Source organism: Polaribacter sp. Z014 (assembly GCF_023555435.1).
Taxonomy (GTDB): domain Bacteria; phylum Bacteroidota; class Bacteroidia; order Flavobacteriales; family Flavobacteriaceae; genus Polaribacter.
The window spans coordinates 689640-710879 of record NZ_JALCZP010000001.1; the positions used below are offsets into that span (position 1 = coordinate 689640).

Here is a 21240-nt window from a genome sequence, read left to right on the forward strand (position 1 = left end):
CGTACTAAAACCTAATCGTCCTATCTATAATTATTTAGTTCCAGATAAATATTTGGTAGTTTTTAAAATTCTTTTTTAGTTATACAACTCTCTGAATATAAAAAATGGTTTTAACTTGTTTATTTCTAGTTGACTATATGGGTGTTGGTTATTGCGTGGCAAAAGAATCATTCACTAGAGTTAAAGATTTATAAAATTAGTTATTCCTCATCATAACTAGCAGTGGGACAAAACAATAAATCTGTTGGGTTGTCAATATCATATAAGTACTCATAACCTTTAGATTCTTTTCTGCAAAAAGGCTCTAAAAGTCTTGCCATATTTGTAAAGCCATCCAAAGTTAAAACGCAGAAAAAAGTTTGGTTGTCCTCAGATAATATTCCTTCATCAGATTTAAATAAACCAAAAATTAAATTACAATTTCGTGGTGTTATAAAATCTACTTGAGCTAAATCTAACTTTTGTTTTTTATTGATAATTGTTTCTACAATCAGTTCTCTAAAAAGTACTGCTTCTGCCTTGTCAAAGTTGTATAAACGAACAATATTTTGATCGTGTCCATCTATATTTTCTATATAATCTAATTCCATTTTTTGTACTGAACTTGTTTCGGTATTGTTTATGTAATTTAATGTGCTTGTAACCAGTTTTCACCAATTCCAACTTCAACATCTAAAGGAACGCTCATTTTAAAAGCATTTTCCATTTCGTCTTTTATAATAGGTCTAATAATTTCTAACTCGTCTTTATGTGCGTCAAAAACCAATTCATCATGTACTTGCAATAACATTTTAGATTTAAAACCTTCTTTTTCAAAACGGTTATGAATATTAATCATGGCAAGTTTTATAATGTCTGCTGCAGAACCTTGTATTGGTGCATTTACGGCATTTCTTTCTGCGCCAGATCTAACCATTGCATTTCTAGAATTGATATCTTTTAAATACCTACGTCTGTTTAAAACCGTTTCTACATACCCGTGTTCTCTTGCAAAATCTACTTGTGCAGCCATGTAGGCTTTTAACTTTGGGTACGTTTCATAATAGGTATCAATTAGTTCTTTTGCTTCACTTCTAGATAAATCGGTTTGATTGCTCAATCCAAATGCTGAAACTCCATATACAATTCCGAAGTTTACTGTTTTTGCATTGCTACGTTGTTCGCGAGTAACTTCATCTAAAGGAACATTAAACACTTTTGCAGCCGTAGAAGCATGAATATCTTCGCCGTTTTTAAAAGCTTCTATCATGTTTTCTTCTTCACTTAAAGCAGCAATAATTCTTAATTCAATTTGACTATAATCTGCAGCTAACAATACATAATTTTCATTTCTAGGAATAAACGATTTTCTAACTTCTTTACCTCTTTCGGTTCTAATAGGAATGTTTTGTAAATTCGGGTTGTTAGAACTCAATCTTCCCGTAGCAGCAACCGCTTGCATGTATTCTGTATGAATTCTTCCTGTTTTCGGATTCACTTCGTTTGGTAAGGCATCTACATACGTACTTTGTAATTTTTTATACTGACGATATTCTTGAATATCTCTAATAATTTTATGGTCTTTAGCTAAGAAAGATAAAATATCTTCTCCGGTTTTATACTGACCCGTTTTAGTCTTTTTAGGTTTTTTAACCAACTCCATTTTTTCGAACAACACAATTCCTAATTGTTTTGGCGAAGCGATATTAAATTCCTCTCCTGCTTGCTCGTAAATATTTTTTTCAAGTCTGTTAATGTCCTCGGTTAAAGCAACAGATAATTCCTTTAAGAAATCGATATTAATATTAATTCCTTCAATTTCCATGGCGGTTAAAACCGAAACTAAAGGAGTTTCTATATCATTAAATAGGTTGGTTACATTTCCACTTTCTAACTCACTCGTAAAAAGTTGTTTTAATTGAAACGTAATATCTGCATCTTCTACCGCGTATTCTGTTTGATCTGCTAAAGGAACAACACGCATAGAAAGCTGATTCTTTCCTTTCTTGCCAATCAAATCTACAATAGAAACTGGTTGATAATTTAAATAGGTTTCTGCCAACATATCCATATTATGACGCATATCTGGATTGATCAAATAATGCGCAATCATGGTATCAAACAACTTCCCTTTTACAGGCATTTCATAATTTGATAAAACTTTAATATCGTACTTTAAATTATGTCCAATTTTTTCAATTCCTTCGGATGTAAAAAATGGTCTAAATTCTTCTAAAATTGCTTTGGTTTCCTCTTGATCTTCTGGGAAAGAAACATAATATCCTTTGCCAATTTCGTAAGAAAAAGCAATACCTATTAATTCAACTTCCAAGGCTTTTAAGCCCGTGGTTTCTGTGTCAAAACAAACCGAAGTTTGTTCCATTAATTTTTTCAATAATAATTTTCTAGCAAAAGGAGAGTCTATATGTTGATAAAAATGATTCGTATCTTTTATCGATTTAAAACCAGATGCAACTTCTGCTTCAGAAACGCTTCCGCTACCTGGAGCCGCAAATAAATCAAACTGACCCTCAGGAACTGGAGCTGCTTTTTTGCTTTGCAACGAACTTGAGTCCGTGTTTTTGTTATCCTCTACAGAATTTGCTTTTTCTGCATTTTCAACTGCGAAAGTTCGTAAGAAGTTGGTTAATAAATTTCTAAATTCTAACTCGTTAAAAAGTTCCGTTACTTTTTCTTTGTCTGGTTGGTCTAATTCAAAATCTTTCGCATCAAAAGTTACCGGAACATCTAACATAATTGTTGCCAATTGTTTAGAAAGCAACCCTAATTCTCCGTTTGCTTCTATCTTCTCCTTCATTTTTCCTTTAAGCTCATGCGTATTTGCTAATAGATTTTCCATAGAACCGTAAGCCGCTAAAAACTTTTTAGCTGTTTTTTCTCCAACTCCAGGTAAACCTGGAATATTATCCGCAGAATCCCCCATCATTCCTAAAAAATCAATGACCTGCTCTGGGTTTTCTACACCAAATTTTTCTTTTACTTCATCCACTCCCCAAATATCATAACCACCACCAAAACGAGGTTTGTACATAAAAATGTTTTCAGAAACTAGTTGCGCAAAATCCTTATCTGGCGTTACCATATACGTTTTGTAACCTTCTTTTTCTGCTTGTTTAGAAAGTGTTCCAATAACATCATCTGCCTCAAAACCTTCTTTTACCATAATAGGAATGTGCATGGCTTTTAAGATTTCTTGTATGTAAGGTACCGCTAACTTAATAGCTTCCGGAGTTTCGTCTCGGTTGGCTTTATAAGCTTCAAACATTTCTACTCGGTCTACACTACCGCCTTTATCAAAACAAACCGCTAAATGATCTGGTCTTTCACGTTTAATAACATCTAAAAGAGAGTTCATAAAACCCATTATTGCAGACGTATCTAAACCTTTACTATTAATTCTAGGGTTTTTTATAAATGCATAATATCCTCTAAAAATTAATGCAAAAGCATCCACTAAAAAAACTCTTTTCTGATCTGACATTATATTGGTTTTGTGGTTTAAATGATGATAATTTGGCCCCAAAAATAGTGTTTTTTGAGATTCGAGAAAGGTACAAAACTTTAACAAGACGTTAAAATGCAATCGATGCTTAAACAGTTATCTTTGTCAACATTTTAAAATTTATCTATGCCACGTTGGATTTTTCCTTTAATCATATTAACTATTGTTATTACGCTTGTAGAAATTTACACGTTTCAAGCGTTTAAAACAGTCTCTAAAAGTAAAATAGTTCGTTATTCTTTTCTATTGTTAAGTATAGCGGTTTATATTAATTTTTTCATCAGTTTCTTAACATACTCTAGAAGCGTAGGGCAAACTCCACAGTTTCAAATGGCCGTGGGATTGTTATTAACTATTTCTATTCCTAAATTGGTTATTATCTTTTTACTTTTTGGAGAAGACGCATATCGTTGGGTTTTAAAGTTATTTTCTGCAATTTCATCTGGAGAAACAAAACCGCTTGTAGGACGGAGAAAATTTATTTCTCAAATTGCTTTAGGCTTAGCAGCAATACCTTTTGCCTCTTTTATTTACGGAATTGTGCAAGGAAAATACAATTACAAAGTAATAAAATACCAATTAAGTTTTAAAGATTTACCAGATGCTTTCGACGGTTATACTATTACTCAAATCTCAGATATTCATTCCGGGAGTTTTACGAATAAAGAAAAAATACAATATGGTGTCGATTTAATAAATCAGCAAAAATCAGACTTACTATTGTTTACCGGAGATATTGTAAACAATAAAGCGGATGAAATGGACAATTGGATGGATGTTTTTGATAAGTTTGAAGCCAAAGACGGTAAGTATTCCATCCTTGGTAATCATGATTATGGTGATTATATGGATTGGGCTACTCCACAAGACAAAATGGATAACTTTCAGAAAGTAAAAGACATTCACCAAAAAATTGGGTTCGATTTATTGCTAGATGAGCACCGTTATTTAGAAAAAGACGGACAAAAAATTGCTTTAGTGGGTGTAGAAAACTGGGGAAAAGGATTTAATCAAGCCGGAGATTTAGCAAAGGCTTCAAAAAATATCAAGCAAGAAGATTTTAAAATTTTAATGAGTCACGATCCAAGTCATTGGGAATACAAAGTAAAAGAAGATCCTTTTAATTATCAACTTACCTTAAGTGGGCATACACATGGCTTGCAAATGGGAATCGAAATTCCGGGTTGGATCAAATGGAGTCCTTCTCAATTTGTCTATAAACAATGGGCAGGATTGTATGAGGAAGCAGGCAGATACATAAACGTAAATAGAGGTTTTGGCTATCATGCATTTCCGGGTAGAGTAGGTGTCTGGCCAGAAATTACCGTTATAGAATTGAAAAAGATTGATAATCAGGTCGTTTAAATGTTTTTTTATATATTCGCACTTTATATCATTTATTGATAACATATTTTCCCTCACTTTAAACTTATACTATGACTAGATTTGGGGAATTATTAAATACCGAAAAACCTGTTTTAATTGACTTTTATACAGACAGGGATAATGCAGACAACGCAGTAAGTAACTTAAGAGATGTTGTTGCAGCTTTAGGAAATAAGGCAAAAATAATTAAGATAGATATTGCTAAGAATGAAAATCTTGCAGATGCTCTAAAAGTTAAAGGAAATCCTACCTTTATGATTTATAAAAAAGGCCAAGTAAAATGGCGTCAAACAGGTTTTCAAGAAGTAAAAACCTTAATCAGTTTGGTAGAAGAATACGTTTAGTTTTTTAGAAGCTAATTCCTGCTTTCCACTATATCTTTTTGCCGAAAAAGCAAAAAGGATGTCGTTTCAATCAGGGCTAAACTTGTTTGCCAACCTTTTGTCATTGCGAGGCACGAAGCTATCTTTTATTTATTAAGAGGCTAGGCATTATTTTTCCATAAAATTACATACTAAATTGATGACATACAGTTTTGTCATTTTAAACTTTTGTGAGAAATAACAGAAGGAAGATCAGTTTTGTGTTTTCACTGTTATGAGATTTCTCAATAGCAAAAAAGCTCATTTCGAAATGACATTTGGAGTGTTATTTACTTTTTTTAAAGCAAAATAAATTCACTATGTTTCTATGTGATTCAAATATAAAGTTTAATATTTACGTGTAGTTTTGTTATTTCGAACTTTAGGAGAAATCCCATAAAGCTACTTCATTAGGTGTTTCTAAATTATCAGATTTCTTTGTACAAAATGATATTTTATAATTTTTATATTGCCTTAAAAACAAAGCCTTTATCAGAAAAATATTTTAATACTTTTGGTAACGCATATTTCATTCTTTCGGCAGCTTTTACGCTGTCATGAAAAACAATAATACTACCTGATTTAGTGTTTTTTAATACGTTCTCTAAACATTTTTCATTAGAAATTGTAGTGTCAAAATCTGCAGATAAAACGCTCCACATAATAATTTTGTAGCCTTTTTTGATTAACTCTGCTGCTTGAGATTTTTTTATTTTTCCGTAAGGAGGTCTAAAGAGTTTTTGTGTAATTGTTGAATTGTTAAATTGTTGAATTGTTTTCTCACACGTTAAAACGTTATCAATATAACTATCCGTATCCGTATTCCATCCTTTTAAATGGTTTTGGGTGTGGTTTCCTACGGTATGACCATCCGTAATAATTTTACCAAAAATTTCTGGATGATTCTGTACATTTTTTCCAATACAAAAGAAGGTAGCTTTCGCATTGTATTTTTTTAATTCAGCTAAAATAAAATCGGTAATTTCTGGCGTTGGTCCATCATCAAAAGTGAGAAAAATCTCTTTTTTATCAGAAAGAAAACGCCACGTATATTTAGAGAAAAATCTCATTATATAACGTGGCGTTCTGGGGAAATAACTTTTCATTTAAAAGGTATTATTTTTCATCCGGAATTAGATGATTAAATAGCTTTACAATGTTTATAAATTCGTCTTGTAAGCTGTCTAAATATTCTTTATCAACTTCACCTTCTTCTGCCTGACTAATAATGTTTCTGTACATGTAAAGTGACGTGTCTATATCATCAAAAATTAAATCGGTGTCATCTTTAGAAAAAGTGCTTAACCAAAGTAATTTTTCTTTAAATAGGTTAATCAGTGTTCTAGATGTTTCTCGTGCCTTTTTAGTATCTTTTAATCGGTAATAGGCTTCTGGGTAACCTAAAGATAAACTGTAATGGTCAAAGTCTTTAATAGGCATTTTATCTAAAGACAAGTCTAAAACTTCTAAGGCTTTTATAGTATCACCTTCTTTTGCAAACGTTTCAGACAGGCGCAATAAGCTATTACGTAAAGAAATAGAACTTCTTTTGGTTTGCTCATCTAAATAAATTTTACCATCGTTAATGTTTCTCCAATTCCATTTCTGAATGTTAGCGTACATTTTTTCTGGATCAATTCTTCCCATATCAAACAAACTCTTTTTAGCCATTGGAGTTTTAATAGGAACTAATTTATAGGCCAATCCATCTTGCTGTAAATAGTCTTTTAACCAAAGATACTCTTCGTCAGCATTTGCGCCACCTGTAAAATAAATTGGTTTTTCCCAATTGTTATTGGCAAGAATATCTAACATTAAAATTCTATTCTTAAATAAAGCCCTATCATCTATAGTAATGTCTATATAAGGTACAATCTTATCAGCGTCTTTTTGTGCTACAATTCCGTTTTTTAATACAGCCTCTTTATTAACAGGGATTCTAATTTTATTTGTTGGGTAAAATTTTTCTTTCTGACCATTTTCTGTTTCCACATAAGTAGCATCGCTATCAGAAGCAATCCAACGCATAAAGTTTTTAATAGTCATTATAGAATCTTTAAAACGAGGATGATCCATAGAATAAGCAACATCTAGGGTCCCGTATTTATATTGATCGTGTTTTAATTGAGACGGAATAGGTCCTGCTTTATAGGTAGCTCGTTTCATTTGGTCTATATACCAATCTGTTGCAAATAAAGATGTGTTTATTAGTTTTATATCGGTTCTAACGCCTTCTACTTCTTGCATATACCAAAGCGGGAAGGTGTCGTTATCACCAATGGTAAACATAATGGCATTCTGGTCACAACTTTCTAAATAAGCTTGTGCATTTAAATGTGTTGTATATCTGTTAGAACGATCATGATCATTCCAATTTTGGGAGGCCATTAAGGTTGGTACGGCTAAAAGTGAAATTAAAGAAACGGCAATTGCAACCATTCTTTTGTTGGCAAAACTCTTTAAGTATTCATATAAAGCAAGTACTCCAAAACCAATCCATATAGCAAAAATGTAAAAACTACCTACAACGGCATAATCTCTTTCTCTAGGCTCAAAAGGTTTGGGGTTTGTGTAAAATATAATGGCAAACCCTGTAAAAGCAAAGAATAAAAAGAGGGTGAAGAAATTTTCTTTATCCCATTTAATTTGATATAATAAACCAATAATTCCTAATATTAATGGTAAAAAGTAGTATTTGTTTCTTCCTTTGTTTTCTAAAACTTGGGAAGGTAAATTCTTTTGAGAGCCTAATCGAGCTTCATCAATCGGAGTAATACCACTAATCCAGTTTCCATTAAAAACATCTAAATTTCCTTGAATATCGTTTTGCCTTCCTACAAAATTCCACATAAAATAACGTCCATACATATAACCAAACTGATAGCTCATCATAAACTTTATATTTTCTGCAAATGTGGGTCTACGTTTACTGTTTTGCGGAATTCCGGCAATAGATTTGTACATTTTTTCTGAAGCAGGGTTTACCATTCTAGGAATAAAACCTTTGTGCTTGTCAGACCAATTTGGTACCACGCCTTTGTAATTGTTTACAATCTCGTATTTGCCATTTTTTTTCTCATACTTTGGCTTGTCATCTTTATAAGGGTTGTTAGCATCTTGAGCTCGTTCGTAAGAATTAGAGTAATAGGTATCATAAAATACATTAGCATCTCCATATTGTTCACGATCATAATAAGCTAATAATTCACGAGCACTAGAAGGACTGTTTTCATTAATGGTTGTATCTGCATTTGCTCTAATTGGTAGCATCATCCAAGAAGAAAAACCAATCATTATAAATAATACAGAAAGAATTAAGGTATTTGCATGTATTTTATTTTTCTTTCGGGTAAAGTTTAACCCAAAATAGAATAGTCCTACTAAAATTAAGGCAGCAATAATACTTCCAGAATTATAAGGCATTCCTATAGAATTGATAAAAAATAACTCAGAAGCACTAAAGAATTTTAAGGTAAATGGAAATAAAAATTTAAAGACAAACATTAAGGCCACCACAGAAATTACGGTAGCAATGGCAGTTGTTTTTAAGTTGATTTCTTTGTATGTCTTAAAGAAATATAACATTACGATTGCTGGGATTACCAGCAAAGAAAGGATATGTACTCCAAAAGATAATCCTACTACAAAACTAATTAGAATTAACCATTTGTTACCTCTAGCAGTGTGTATTTCATTTTCCCATTTTAAACCTAGCCAGAATAATAATGCCATTAAAAATGATGACATTGCATATACTTCACCTTCTACGGCACTAAACCAAAAACTATCTGAAAAAGTATAGGCTAAAGCACCTACAATAGAGCTTCCTAAAATTGCAATGTATTTTCCCTCAGAAATTTCACCCGTTTTTAGCGCTAGTTTCTTTGCCAAATTGCTAATGGTCCAAAACATAAATAATATGGTGAACGCACTTGCTAGGGCAGACATAAAATTAACCATTTTGGCAATATGCGTAACATCGGTTGTAAACATTGCAAAAAAGGCACCCAACATTTGGAATAAAGGTGCGCCAGGTGGATGGCCAACTTCTAGTTTAATGGATGTGGAAATGTACTCTCCACAATCCCAGAAACTCACGGTTGGTTCTAAAGTAAGTGTATATGTAATTAAAGCAATTACAAATGTAGCCCATCCTAAGATGATGTTCCATTTTTTAAAATTTGCTGATGTCATAGTGTTTTAATAAGGTGTGGCGAATTTACTAATAAATATGAATAAAAATAGTTGAGAAGAGCTTTTATAAGTGGTAAATTCATCTTAAATGTTTGTTAAATGTAAAAAAAATTAAAAAAAGTTTGCAGGTTCTAAATAAAGGTTTAAATTTGCACCCGCATTAGCGTATTGGCCTATGGTGTAATTGGTAACACACCGGTTTTTGGTACCGACATTCAAGGTTCGAGTCCTTGTAGGCCAACAAAAAAGTCCTAACAATTTAAATTGTTAGGACTTTTTGCTTATTATAAGATTTTTAATTTTATTTCTTCATTAAGAAATCTTTTAAATCTTGATACGTAGAAGCTTTATAAGCCACTTTTGTATTATTGATTACTTTCTTAATTTGTTCTGGGATTGCTACTTTAACAGGTAAAGTTTCTTCCACAACGTCTAAAAATTTAACAGGATGTGCAGTTTCTAAAAATACACCAAATTCATTTTCTTTTAATCCGTGTTTTTTTAAACCTAAGTAACCAACAGCTCCATGAGGATCTGCAACATAACCAGAATTTGCGTAGATTTCTTTCATGGTAGCACGCGTTTCATCATCAGAAAAACTATATGAAGAAAAAGCGCTTTTAAGAGCTTCTAAGTTATTATTGAATAATTCTTGAATTCTGATAAAGTTACTTGGATTACCAACGTCCATGGCGTTAGAAATAGTAGCTTTAGATGGTTTTGGTTTGTAAACTCCATCTTTTAAAAAGTTAGGAACCGTATCATTTACATTTGTAGAAGCTACAAAATGTTGAATTGGCAAACCTAATTTTTGAGCCATGATTCCTGCGCAAATATTACCAAAGTTTCCACTAGGAACGGAAAATATGAGGTCTTTATGTTTTTTATGTAATTCTTTATAAGCGAAGAAAAAGTAAAACATTTGTGGTAACCAACGGGCAACGTTTATAGAGTTTGCAGAGGTTAATGTTTTCGTGATTTCTTCATCTAAAAAAGCAGTTTTTACCATTTCTTGGCAATCATCAAAAACACCGTCTACTTCAAGAGCAGTAATATTCTGGCCTAAAGTTGTTAATTGTTTTTCTTGAATATCACTCACTTTTCCTGAAGGATATAAAATAACCACATTTACGCCTTTTGCGCCTAAAAATCCGTTAGCAACAGCACCACCAGTATCTCCAGAAGTAGCGACTAAAACAGTAACTTCATCATCATTGTCTTTGTTGAAGTATTCTAAACATTGTGCCATGAATTTGGCTCCAACATCTTTAAAAGCCATGGTTGGCCCATGAAACAATTCTAAAGCAGCAATATTATCATCAACTTCTACCAAAGGGAAATCGAAAGAAACGGTATTTGCAACAATCTCTTTTAATTTTTCAGTAGGAATTTCATCACCTACAAACTGTTTAATTACTTCGTAAGCAATTTCGTGATTTGTATAATCAGAAATGTTTTCAATAAAGTCTTTTGAAAGTTGTTGAATGTTATCTGGAAAATAAATTCCTCTGTCTTTTGCAAGCCCTTCTACAACGGCGTTTTTAAATGTTGATTTTGGTGATTTATGGTGTAAACTGTAATAGTTCATTTTGTATGTTTATTAGTCATTGCGAGAGCAACGAAGCAATCTGTTTGTTCGAAAGAGATTACTTCAGTCATTCTTCCTTCGTAATGACGATTAATTACTATTTAATATTTTCATTCCTTCATGATTCACTTTAGAAATAAACATTTCAAAGTCAATACCTGTATTTTTATAACTTTCTTCGATGCTTTTGTAAACCTCTTTGGCAATTTTATCACCTTTACAAAGTGCAAAAATTGTAGGTCCAGAACCACTAATTCCCGCTCCTAAAGCACCTGCTTTAATTGCTGCGTTTTTAACGTTGTCAAAAAACGGAATTAATTTTTTACGATGAGGTTCTACAATAATATCTACTAAAGAATTGCTGATTAAGTTGTAATTATCAGCATATAAACCGCTAATTAAACCACCAACATTTGCCCATTGTGTAACTGCGTCTTTCAATGCAATTTCTGTAGGTAAAACGGCTCTAGCATCTTTTGTTTTAACTTCTACCTGCGGATGAATTGCTACAACTCTTAATTCACTCGGAATCGGTAATTTTATAATTTCTAAAGGATGATAGCTTCTTACAAGAACAAATCCACCGTAAATGGCTGCAGAAACATTGTCGGCAATTGGAGTTCCGCAAGCAACTTCTTCACCAAACATGGCAAATTTGGTTAATTCTAAATCAGAATAGATATTCCCTAATAACTGATTTGCACCAAAAGCAGCACCCGCAGCACTCGCAGCAGAACTACCTAATCCACTTCCAGGAGAAAATCCTTTGTGAATGGTTAATTCAATTCCGAAATCTGCATTAGCTTCAATCAGTATTTTTTTAACTACGGCACTAGCAGCATTTTCATCAATATCATATGTTAAGTTTGCGCCTGTAATATTGGTTATTTTAACACCTTTTTCTGTTGTTTTTGTAAAGGTCATTTCATCTCCAATTGCATCCACGGCAAAACCAAGAGAGTCGAATCCGCAAGAAACATTAGCAACAGTAGCAGGAGCAAATATTTTTAAATAATCCATTTTTATTAGTTTGCAGTCTACAGTATTCAGTTGGCAGTCTGTAAATAACTGAAAAGTGCCCACTGAATACTTGACTTTTTTATTTTTAAGAACAAATTTCAGCTAGTTTTATACTGCTAACTGTGGACTGCCTACTGCCCACTGAATACTTATTTATTAGCTATTCTAATTACATCAGCAAAAATACCAGAAGCAGTGACATCTGCACCAGCACCAGCACCTTTTATGATTAAAGGATTTTCTGGATATCTGTCTGTAAAGAACAATACAATATTGTCACTACCTTCTAAATTATAAAAAGGATGGTCAGACGGAATGTGTTGTAAACCAACATTTGCTTTACCGTCTACAAATTCTGCAACATATTTTAAACGACAATCTTTGTCATTAGCTTCTTTAAATATATTTTGAAAATGTGCTTCGTTTTTAGTTAATGATGTGTAAAAGTCATCATTATTAGTAGTATTTAAGCTTTCTTTAGGTAAAAAGGCATTTTTTGCAATGTCTTCTAATTCCATTTTATAACCACTTTCTCGGGCTAAAATTAAAATTTTACGAGCAACATCTACTCCGCTTAAATCAATTTTTGGATCTGGTTCTGTATAACCTTCTTTTTGAGCAGCTGCAACAACATTGTGAAAAGTTGAATCTGCATTAAAATTATTGAATACAAAATTTAAACTTCCAGATAAAACAGCTTGAATTTTATGAACTCTATCTCCAGAGTTTATTAAATTCTTTAAAGTATCAATAATTGGTAAACCTGCACCCACATTTGTTTCAAACAAGAAAGAAGCATTGTATTTTCTAGAAACTTGTTTTAACGTTTTGTAATTATCAAAGTTAGAAGCACATGCAATTTTATTACAAGTTACAACTGAAATACTTTCTCTTAAATATTTCTCATAAACTTCAGATACTTGTTGGTTTGCGGTATTGTCTACAAAAACACTGTTAATAAGATTGCTTTCTTTTACTTTTTTATGAAAACTATCTAAAGTTGTTGGTTCTCCGTTTTCTAAGTTTTCTTTCCAGTTTTCTAGATCGATGCCATTCTCATCAAAAAACATTTTTCTAGAGTTGGCAATACCAATAACGTTAATACTTAATTTTAAGTTTTCTTTTAAGAATTTTTTCTGTTGATGTAATTGCGCTAAAAAGCGTTCGCCAACATTACCAACACCTGTTACAAAAAGGTTTAATTGTTTTGTTTTTTCTTCAAAAAACTGTTCGTGTAAAGTATTTAAAGCCTTTTTTGCATCGTGTTTATTAATAACTGCAGAAATATTTTTTTCTGATGAACCTTGCGCAATTGCTCTTACGTTTACATTGTTTCTACCTAAGGCGCTAAACATTTGTCCGCTTAAACCTTGGTAATTTTTCATGCTCTCGCCAACCACAGCAATAATTGCTAAGTTGCTTTCTATATTAATTGGTTTTATTTTTTTCTTACCAATTTCTATGTTAAAAGTTTCGTCTAAAAGTTCTTTCGCTTTTGCTGCATCATTTTCAAAAACACCTACACAAATTGAATGTTCTGATGAAGCTTGCGTAATAAACACAACATTTATTTTAGCCACAGAAAGTGTTTCAAATAAACGTTTAGAAAAACCAGGGATTCCAACCATTCCACCACCTTCTAAAGTAATTAAGCTAATGTCTTCTATATGAGAAATTCCTTTCACTTCATTCCCGTTCTTAGGATGCTTGCAAATTAATGTTCCTGCGCTTTCTGGCTCAAATGTGTTTTTAATACGAATAGTAATTTCTTTTCTTAAAGCAGGTTGAATTGTAGGTGGATACAAAACTTTTGCTCCAAAATGAGACAATTCCATTGCTTCTTCATAAGAAATTTCTGCAATAGGATATGCCTGTTCTACAACTCTAGGGTTTGCTGTAAACATACCACTAACGTCTGTCCAGATTTGTAATTCATTGGCATCTAAAGCAGCTGCATAAATAGCTGCCGTAAAATCAGATCCACCTCTACCTAGCGTAGTTGTTTCTTCAAAAACATTAGAAGATATAAAGCCACCTAAAACAATAACTTGGTGTTTGTTTTCTTTAAAAAATGAAGTAATATTTTCATTAGTAGTTTTAAAATTTACCTGAGCGTCTAAATACTCATTATTAGTAATGATTAAATCTCTACTTTCTTTATGGTCAGCATCAAACAATTCTTTTGCTGCATTTGCAATAATATAAGAAGATAGTCTTTCTCCAAAACTGTATACTTTAGCTAATGTTTTATCAGATAATTCTTGTAGTAAGAAAATACCTTCGTAAATAGACTGTAGTCGGTCAAATAAATAAGTAACTTCTTCGTGAACTTCTTTTTTATTTTTACCAAGTAAATCATCAACTACTTCAAAATGATTTTTTTTGATGGACCCTAAAGTTTCTTTAGCAGCCGTTATGTCTTCTAAAGCTTCATTAGCACCGGCTAATAATTTATCGGTAGTTTTACCGAATGCAGAAACAACAACTGCAATTTTTTCTTTTTTAGATGCTGCCTCAACAATAGCTAAGACTTTTTGTATTTTTTCTGAACTTGCGACAGATGAACCGCCAAATTTTAATACTTTCATTTTTAATGAATAGTTTGTGTAAATAAATGTTTTATTGAGTCTATTTCGTTGTTATGCGAAACAATAGTTAACCTTGAGTGATATGAATATAGTAGAACCCCTAAAGGGTAATTGTTGTAATTGTGCGTGTAATTGTGCGCATAGAAGTATAAACTACATTCGTAGTTTTAAAAGAGTTAGTATGTGTATTAGGTAAATTCACATAGCAAAAATAGGAGTATTATTTAATTTTATAGCTTTCTATAGCGATTTTTTTATGATTTTAACTAATTTATGATTTTTTGTTAAAAATTAGTTATTTCAAATATTGTTTTAATACTGTTTAGTGCTTTGTTTTGATTTTTCTTTAATAATTAAAGCAATCGGTTTATTTTGAATTTTACTTTCTAACCAAGATAAGATGTCTAAGTATAAGAAAGCTCTTTTTTCATACGGATGATTTTCAAACGTTTTTAGTTTGGCATGAATTTTTTTGAATTCATTTTTAATTTCATGCGGAAAAACATCACTTAAATCTCTAATAGAAGTTAGAAAAACCTTTTGAACTTCTTGTAGGTTTTCCATTTTTAATAAAAATTTGTAGGTATCTACAAACTGTCTTTCTAAATCGTAATCTAATCCACATTCATAATGTGCAATTAAGTTTAAAATACGAGCAAAACACTGCAAATCTTCTGCAGAACCAATGTTTTTAGATTTTATAATTTTCTGTAAATAAATAATACATAGTTTGTTTTTACCCATTCCAAAATACAAACATGCAATCTTATAGTATAGTAAAACTATAAAATGATTGTCGAGTCTGTTTTTATATTCTTCAATTTTTGTATTGATAATTTCTACTAAGTATTCACCTTTATCAAATGACCCCTCTAAAAAGTGTAAGTGCAGTTTGTTTGCATACAAATACAAGAATACTAACAATTCTGTATTGGTATTCATTGGTATTTTATTTTCTTCTATTTCAGACTCGAAAAGAGTTAACTCTTTTTTAAAAGTAGATACCTTTTTTACTAAAAAAGAAGCTTCTAATAAGTAGTTTTTAGATTTTAAATAGAAAACAGGGTGAAAGCTTATTAGTTTTGGGCTGTTAAATAAATCTACACATTTACGTGCATATTTATAGCTTAATAAAAAATCTTGAACTAAAAAACTATGCCATAAATGTGCTTTGTATAGCCATAGTTTTTCACGAAATCCTAATTTTTTATAGTCATACTTTGGCATTCGATCGCTAAAATATTTATCTACAAACTTTAATTCTTCTTCATTCTTTACATATCCATTTTGAACTAAATGACTATACAATTGCAAAGATAAATTAGAGAGTTTACTTGCAATTACATTGTGTTGGCTTAATTCTTTTGCTTGTATAGATAGTTGATCTGCTCTATTACTAAGGCTTCTGGTTATGTATTGCGTTTCTATTACTTTTTCTAATTCTACAATTTCGTAAGCAATGTTTTTTTCCTCACTATCTAGCGCCATGTTTTTGGCTTTTTCTAAGAGTTTTAAACTTTGCTTGTATAGTCCTTTTTGGTATAAAACGGTTGCAAAATCTAATTGCTCTCTAATCTGAATTCTTAAATTTTTATGTGCCGGATTTAAACGTAAACTAATTAAAATTTGCTTGTATAAATGTGCTTTTAAATTAGAGAGTTGTTGTTTAGAAACAATTCCGCTTCCAATAATTACCTTTTCATCATAAATTTTTAGTTTTTCTAAGAACTTAAATAAGGAGAAAAATTTAGCATCTATGTTACCACCTAATCTACCAACATATAAATTAAATTGTCTTTTTTCTGATTTAGTTAAAGACTTAATTAAAACAAAAAGAGCATCATTTTGATGATTGGCTGATGTAACACTTTTACTCATAGTTAATTGATGGTTAAGTATTTAGGTTTTTGTAGATGTTATTAGAAATCGTACGGATTGGTAAAAATAACTATTTATTTTAAGTTCTATATATACATTTGAGTTTAAATAAAATAATCTTTACAGAAATTATGCAAGACAACAAGGTTCAAATTTTTGATACAACATTGAGAGATGGGGAGCAAGTCCCTGGGTGTAAGTTAGATACAAAACAAAAATTGGTAATTGCTGAAAGATTAGATTTGTTGGGTGTAAATGTAATTGAAGCTGGTTTTCCGGTTTCTAGCCCAGGAGATTTTATTTCAGTCACCGAGATTTCAAAAATTGTAAAAAACGCAACCGTTTGTGGTTTAACCAGAGCGGTAGAAAATGATATAAAAGTAGCAGCAGAAGCTTTAAAGTTTGCAAACCATCCTAGAATTCATACTGGTATTGGTACCAGTGATTCTCATATTCAATTCAAATTTAATTCAACAAGAGAAAAAGTAATAGAGCGTGCTGTAAAAGCGGTTTCTTATTCTAAATCTTTTGTAGAGGATGTTGAGTTTTATGCAGAAGATGCAGGTAGAACAGATAATGAGTTTTTAGCAAGAGTTTGTGAAGCTGTTATTAAAGCAGGTGCTACAGTTTTAAATATTCCAGATACAACAGGATATTGTTTGCCAGAAGAATATGGTGCAAAAATTAAATATTTACGTGAAAACGTAAAAGGAATAGATAATGTAATTCTTTCTTGCCACTGTCATAACGATTTAGGTATGGCAACTGCAAATTCAATAGCAGGTGTAATTAATGGAGCACGTCAAATAGAGTGTACTATTAATGGCATTGGAGAAAGAGCAGGAAATACAGCTTTAGAAGAAGTAGTTATGGTGTTAAAACAGCATCCATATTTAAACTTAGAAACAAGTATTAATACAAAACTATTGTATGATACAAGTATTATGGTTAGAGAAAGTATGGGAATGCCTGTGCAACCAAATAAAGCTATTGTTGGTGCAAATGCATTTGCGCACAGTTCAGGTATACATCAAGACGGAGTTATAAAAAACAGAGAAACATACGAAATTATGGATCCTGAAGATGTTGGTGTAACAGAAAGTGCTATTGTTTTAACAGCAAGAAGTGGTAGAGCAGCTTTGGCTTATAGAGCAAAAAAGATTGGTTACGAGTTAACTAAAGTACAGTTAGATATAGCTTATGACGCATTTTTAAATACTGCAGATAAGCAAAAAGAAGTAAAAGACGATGATATTCATGCTATTATGACAGAAGTTAACAAAACTTCTAAAATAGCAACAGCATAAAAATAAACTTTGTCTTCAGGGGTAGTTGTGAATTTTAAGCCAACTATTTAAAATAATCAACTACCTTTGATAAACAGAATAATTTTTATAAGTATAGTATGAAATATACAATCGCAGTAATCCCCGGAGATGGTATTGGACCAGAAGTAACCACGCAAGCAAAAAAAGCCTTAGACGCTGTAGCAGAAGTTTACGATCATATATTTTTATATAAAGAAGCTCAAATGGGCGCTTGTGCTATTGAAAAAACTGGCGATCCATTACCACAAGAAACCGTAGAAATTTGTAAAAATGCAGATGCAATTTTATGTGGAGCCATTGGACAGTTAAAGTACGATAATGACCCGACTTTAAAAATAAGACCAGAGCAAGGTTTATTGCGTTTAAGACAAGAGTTAGAATTGTTCTGTAACGTAAGACCTGTAAAAGCATATCCTAAATTACTTAAAAACTCACCTCTTAAAAAAGAAATAATTTCGGGTACAGATATTCTTATTTATAGAGAATTAATGTCTGGTATTTATTTCGGAAAAAAAGAACTAAGTGAAGATGGTTTAAAAGCATCAGACGTTTGTTCTTATACGGTAGATGAAATTTCTAGAATTACACACTTAGCTTTTAAAGCTGCGCAAGACAGAAAGAAAAAAGTAACCTTAATAGATAAAGCAAATGTTTTAGCAACTTCTCGTTTATGGAGAAAAACAGTTGCAAAAATTGGAGAGCAATATCCAGATGTTGCCTTAGATTTTATGTTTATAGACAATGCAGCAATGCAAATTGTTTTGAATCCTAAACGATTCGATGTTATTTTAACAGAAAATCTTTTTGGAGACGTTATCTCAGACGTAGCCTGTGTAATTGGAGGATCAATAGGAATTCTAGCTTCAAGCTCAATAGGAGAAAAAAATGCGTTATTCGAGCCAATTCACGGTTCTTATCCACAAGCAGCAGGCAAAGATATAGCCAATCCATTAGCCTCTATTTTATCAGCAGCAATGCTATTAGAACATTTAGGTTTGCAAGATGAGGCAGATGCAATACATAGAGCCGTAGAAAAATCTTTAGATTTAGGTATTACAACACAAGATTTAAAAGGTAAAAACCAATATTCAGCGTCCACTGCTAAAGTAGGTGATTTTATTGCAGATTATATATCAAATCAAGAAGATAGTAATATGAATTTTAAGAACATTCACATGGGGCAAAGTACTATTATTTAGAAGTTATTTCCAGCTTTCCACTGTATCTTTTTGCAGAAAAAGCAAAAAGGATAGAGCCTGTCTTGAGCGTAGTCGAAAGGTTTCAATCTGGGCTAGACCAGTTTGCTAACAATAACTAAAAAAAAATAGTAGTTGTGTATTAAAGGAAAAATCGCAATATTTACACCAATGAAAAAACAATTATTAAATAGTATTTCTATTGTCAATGTTATCGTAATTATTACGAATTGATAAGGAAGTGATATTTATATTTTTTATAAACGAACCTTCCATTAAAATGGAAGGTTTTTTTATGAATTTATTTTAAAGATTGAATGTCATATTAAAAAACGGTTAAATAATTGTTAATCAGTTGTTTGAAGTGTTTTTTTAATACATGGATTTAAAGAATATAATTGAATATTATTCAATAAAAATACAGAAACATAGTAATTTAGACAACAAATTGAAGAAAACATTAAATGAAACTAAATAAACACAGTAGCAGATTAACACAAGACGAATCTCAACCTGCATCACAAGCAATGTTGTATGCAGTAGGTTTAACGGATGAAGACATGCAGAAAGCGCAAGTTGGTATTGCAAGTACTGGTTATGATGGTAACCCTTGTAATATGCATTTAAATAATTTGGCCGCAGAGGTCAAGGTAGAAAGCAATATTGCAGGTTTAGTCGGTTTAGGATTCAATACAATTGGTGTTTCAGATGGTATTTCTATGGGTACTTCGGGTATGAATTACTCACTAGCATCTAGAGATATCATTGCAGACTCTATAGAAACAGTAATGAATGCTCAAAGTTATGATGCATTGGTTTCTGTGGTTGGTTGTGATAAAAACATGCCAGGAGCAGTAATTGCAATGTTGCGTTTAAACCGTCCATCTATAATGATGTATGGTGGTACAATTGCATCAGGAAATTACAAAGGAAAAAAATTAAATATTGTTTCTGCTTTTGAAGCTTTAGGTCAAAAAATGGCTGGAGAGATAGAAGAAGAAGAATATAGAGAAATTATAAAAAGAGCAATTCCAGGAGCTGGAGCTTGTGGTGGTATGTATACTGCAAACACAATGGCTTCTGCAATAGAGTGTATGGGATTCTCATTACCTTATAATTCATCAATACCAGCAGAAAATCCTAATAAATTATCTGAAGCAGAAAGAACTGCTTTGGCAATTAAAAATTTATTAGAGTTAGATTTAAAACCTTTAGATATTATTACTAAAAAGTCTTTAGAAAATGCAATTGCATTGGTAAATGCTTTAGGTGGGTCTACTAATGCAGTATTGCACTTTTTAGCAATTGCACACGCAGCTGATATTGAGTTTACATTAGCAGATTTTCAAAAAGTAAGTGATAGAACTCCGTTAATAGCAGATTTAAAACCATCTGGAAAATATTTAATGGAAGATGTACATAGTATTGGTGGTACACCTGCAATAATGAAATACTTATTAGATAGAGGTTATTTACATGGAGATTGTATGACAGTTACTGGTAAAACATTAGCGGAAAACTTGGCCGATGTAGTAGCAATGGAATTTGATGAACAAGATGTGATTCATCCAACAGATAAAGCATTAAAATCTTCTGGTAACTTACAAATCTTGTATGGAAACTTAGCTCAAGAAGGAGCTGTAGCAAAAATTTCTGGAAACGAAGGGTTGCTTTTTGAAGGAAAAGCAGTAGTTTATGATGGAGAACAAGCAGCAAATACCGGAATTATAAACGGAGAAGTAGAAAGAGGAGATGTTGTCGTCATTAGGTATGTTGGACCTAAAGGAGGACCAGGTATGCCAGAAATGTTAAAACCAACTTCTTTAATTATGGGAGCAGGTTTAGGAAAATCTGTTGCTTTAATTACAGATGGTCGTTTTTCTGGAGGAACCCATGGTTTTGTGGTTGGACATATTACACCAGAAGGACAAGAAGGAGGAACTATCGGAATTCTTGAAACAGGTGATAAAATTAGAATTAGTGCAGAAGACAATTCGATAAACGTATTACTTTCTGATGAAGAATTAGCAGCAAGAAAAGCAAATTGGGTTGCACCAGCATTAAAGCACAAAAAAGGAATTTTATACAAATATGCAAAATCAGTAGCATCGGCATCTAAAGGGTGTGTTACCGATTTGTAGTTTTAAATAAAATCAAGAAATAAGATTTAAAAAGAGACAAGAAATAAGGGTAAGAGT

13 protein-coding genes and 1 tRNA gene are annotated in these 21240 nt (G+C 31.8%); 6 read left to right on the plus strand and 8 right to left on the minus strand.

What is annotated here, in order from left to right; translation table 11 throughout:
* Positions 1–200 precede the first annotated feature (200 nt).
* Together MPF19_RS03085 and polA are read right to left on the minus strand one after the other, a co-directional pair.
* Positions 201–590, minus strand: coding sequence for a hypothetical protein (locus MPF19_RS03085; RefSeq protein ID WP_203392538.1), 390 nt, complete (start codon positions 588–590; stop codon positions 201–203).
* A gap of 38 nt (positions 591–628) precedes the next feature.
* Entirely contained in the window at positions 629–3481 is a 2853-nt protein-coding gene (polA, locus tag MPF19_RS03090) for a DNA polymerase I (protein WP_249986731.1), read from the minus strand.
* Positions 3482–3628: 147 nt separating this feature from the next.
* Between polA and MPF19_RS03095 the strand changes: the two genes are divergently transcribed.
* Both MPF19_RS03095 and MPF19_RS03100 read left to right on the plus strand, forming a co-directional pair.
* Positions 3629–4867 carry a metallophosphoesterase gene (locus tag MPF19_RS03095; protein WP_203392536.1) on the plus strand — a complete coding sequence of 413 codons (1239 nt, stop codon included), beginning with the start codon at positions 3629–3631 and terminating at the stop codon, positions 4865–4867.
* Between the two features lie 71 nt (positions 4868–4938).
* Positions 4939–5232: a thioredoxin family protein gene (locus tag MPF19_RS03100; protein WP_203392535.1), complete on the plus strand. Its 294-nt coding sequence runs from the start codon at positions 4939–4941 to the stop codon at positions 5230–5232.
* 482 nt (positions 5233–5714) lie between these two features.
* On the opposite strand, the gene MPF19_RS03105 is transcribed toward MPF19_RS03100, so the two are convergent.
* Both MPF19_RS03105 and MPF19_RS03110 read right to left on the minus strand, forming a co-directional pair.
* Positions 5715–6356: a polysaccharide deacetylase family protein gene (locus MPF19_RS03105; protein ID WP_249986732.1), complete on the minus strand. Its 642-nt coding sequence runs from the start codon at positions 6354–6356 to the stop codon at positions 5715–5717.
* 10 nt (positions 6357–6366) lie between these two features.
* Positions 6367–9444 (minus strand): glycosyltransferase family 117 protein, encoded by a 3078-nt coding sequence (locus MPF19_RS03110; RefSeq protein WP_249986733.1) that lies wholly within the window; start codon positions 9442–9444, stop codon positions 6367–6369.
* Positions 9445–9613: 169 nt separating this feature from the next.
* Here MPF19_RS03110 and MPF19_RS03115 point away from each other — a divergent pair.
* Positions 9614–9685: transfer RNA gene (locus MPF19_RS03115), tRNA-Gln, on the plus strand.
* A 60-nt stretch (positions 9686–9745) separates the two neighbouring features.
* Here MPF19_RS03115 and thrC read toward each other — a convergent pair.
* The 4 genes from thrC to MPF19_RS03135 all read right to left on the minus strand — a co-directional run bounded on the left by thrC (position 9746) and on the right by MPF19_RS03135 (position 16518).
* The gene (thrC, locus tag MPF19_RS03120) at positions 9746–11032 is read right to left on the minus strand and encodes a threonine synthase (protein ID WP_249986734.1); all 1287 of its coding nucleotides are present in this window, start codon (positions 11030–11032) and stop codon (positions 9746–9748) included.
* Positions 11033–11122: 90 nt separating this feature from the next.
* Positions 11123–12052 (minus strand): homoserine kinase, encoded by a 930-nt coding sequence (locus MPF19_RS03125; RefSeq protein ID WP_249986735.1) that lies wholly within the window; start codon positions 12050–12052, stop codon positions 11123–11125.
* A gap of 149 nt (positions 12053–12201) precedes the next feature.
* Positions 12202–14640, minus strand: a complete 2439-nt coding sequence (gene thrA, locus MPF19_RS03130; protein WP_249986736.1) for a bifunctional aspartate kinase/homoserine dehydrogenase I — start codon at positions 14638–14640, stop codon at positions 12202–12204.
* A 312-nt stretch (positions 14641–14952) separates the two neighbouring features.
* Positions 14953–16518, minus strand: a complete 1566-nt coding sequence (locus tag MPF19_RS03135) for a hypothetical protein (RefSeq protein WP_203394233.1) — start codon at positions 16516–16518, stop codon at positions 14953–14955.
* A 131-nt stretch (positions 16519–16649) separates the two neighbouring features.
* Here MPF19_RS03135 and MPF19_RS03140 point away from each other — a divergent pair, with 131 nt between their 5' ends.
* The 3 genes from MPF19_RS03140 to ilvD all read left to right on the plus strand — a co-directional run bounded on the left by MPF19_RS03140 (position 16650) and on the right by ilvD (position 21183).
* Entirely contained in the window at positions 16650–17825 is a 1176-nt protein-coding gene (locus MPF19_RS03140; protein WP_203394234.1) for a 2-isopropylmalate synthase, read from the plus strand.
* Between the two features lie 98 nt (positions 17826–17923).
* Complete coding sequence (leuB, locus tag MPF19_RS03145) at positions 17924–19045, plus strand: 3-isopropylmalate dehydrogenase (protein WP_249986737.1); 1122 nt, start codon at positions 17924–17926, stop codon at positions 19043–19045.
* A gap of 461 nt (positions 19046–19506) precedes the next feature.
* Positions 19507–21183: a dihydroxy-acid dehydratase gene (gene ilvD, locus MPF19_RS03150; protein ID WP_249986738.1), complete on the plus strand. Its 1677-nt coding sequence runs from the start codon at positions 19507–19509 to the stop codon at positions 21181–21183.
* Positions 21184–21240: the final 57 nt, after the last annotated feature.

Bases quoted from the DNA above. Each gene is read 5' to 3' on its own strand.
- MPF19_RS03085 (WP_203392538.1), bottom strand. From the start codon at position 590: ATGGAATTAGATTATATAGAAAATATAGATGGACACGATCAAAATATT.
- polA (WP_249986731.1), bottom strand. From the start codon at position 3,481: ATGTCAGATCAGAAAAGAGTTTTTTTAGTGGATGCTTTTGCATTAATT.
- MPF19_RS03095 (WP_203392536.1), top strand. From the start codon at position 3,629: ATGCCACGTTGGATTTTTCCTTTAATCATATTAACTATTGTTATTACG.
- MPF19_RS03100 (WP_203392535.1), top strand. From the start codon at position 4,939: ATGACTAGATTTGGGGAATTATTAAATACCGAAAAACCTGTTTTAATT.
- MPF19_RS03105 (WP_249986732.1), bottom strand. From the start codon at position 6,356: ATGAAAAGTTATTTCCCCAGAACGCCACGTTATATAATGAGATTTTTC.
- MPF19_RS03110 (WP_249986733.1), bottom strand. From the start codon at position 9,444: ATGACATCAGCAAATTTTAAAAAATGGAACATCATCTTAGGATGGGCT.
- thrC (WP_249986734.1), bottom strand. From the start codon at position 11,032: ATGAACTATTACAGTTTACACCATAAATCACCAAAATCAACATTTAAA.
- MPF19_RS03125 (WP_249986735.1), bottom strand. From the start codon at position 12,052: ATGGATTATTTAAAAATATTTGCTCCTGCTACTGTTGCTAATGTTTCT.
- thrA (WP_249986736.1), bottom strand. From the start codon at position 14,640: ATGAAAGTATTAAAATTTGGCGGTTCATCTGTCGCAAGTTCAGAAAAA.
- MPF19_RS03135 (WP_203394233.1), bottom strand. From the start codon at position 16,518: ATGAGTAAAAGTGTTACATCAGCCAATCATCAAAATGATGCTCTTTTT.
- MPF19_RS03140 (WP_203394234.1), top strand. From the start codon at position 16,650: ATGCAAGACAACAAGGTTCAAATTTTTGATACAACATTGAGAGATGGG.
- leuB (WP_249986737.1), top strand. From the start codon at position 17,924: ATGAAATATACAATCGCAGTAATCCCCGGAGATGGTATTGGACCAGAA.
- ilvD (WP_249986738.1), top strand. From the start codon at position 19,507: ATGAAACTAAATAAACACAGTAGCAGATTAACACAAGACGAATCTCAA.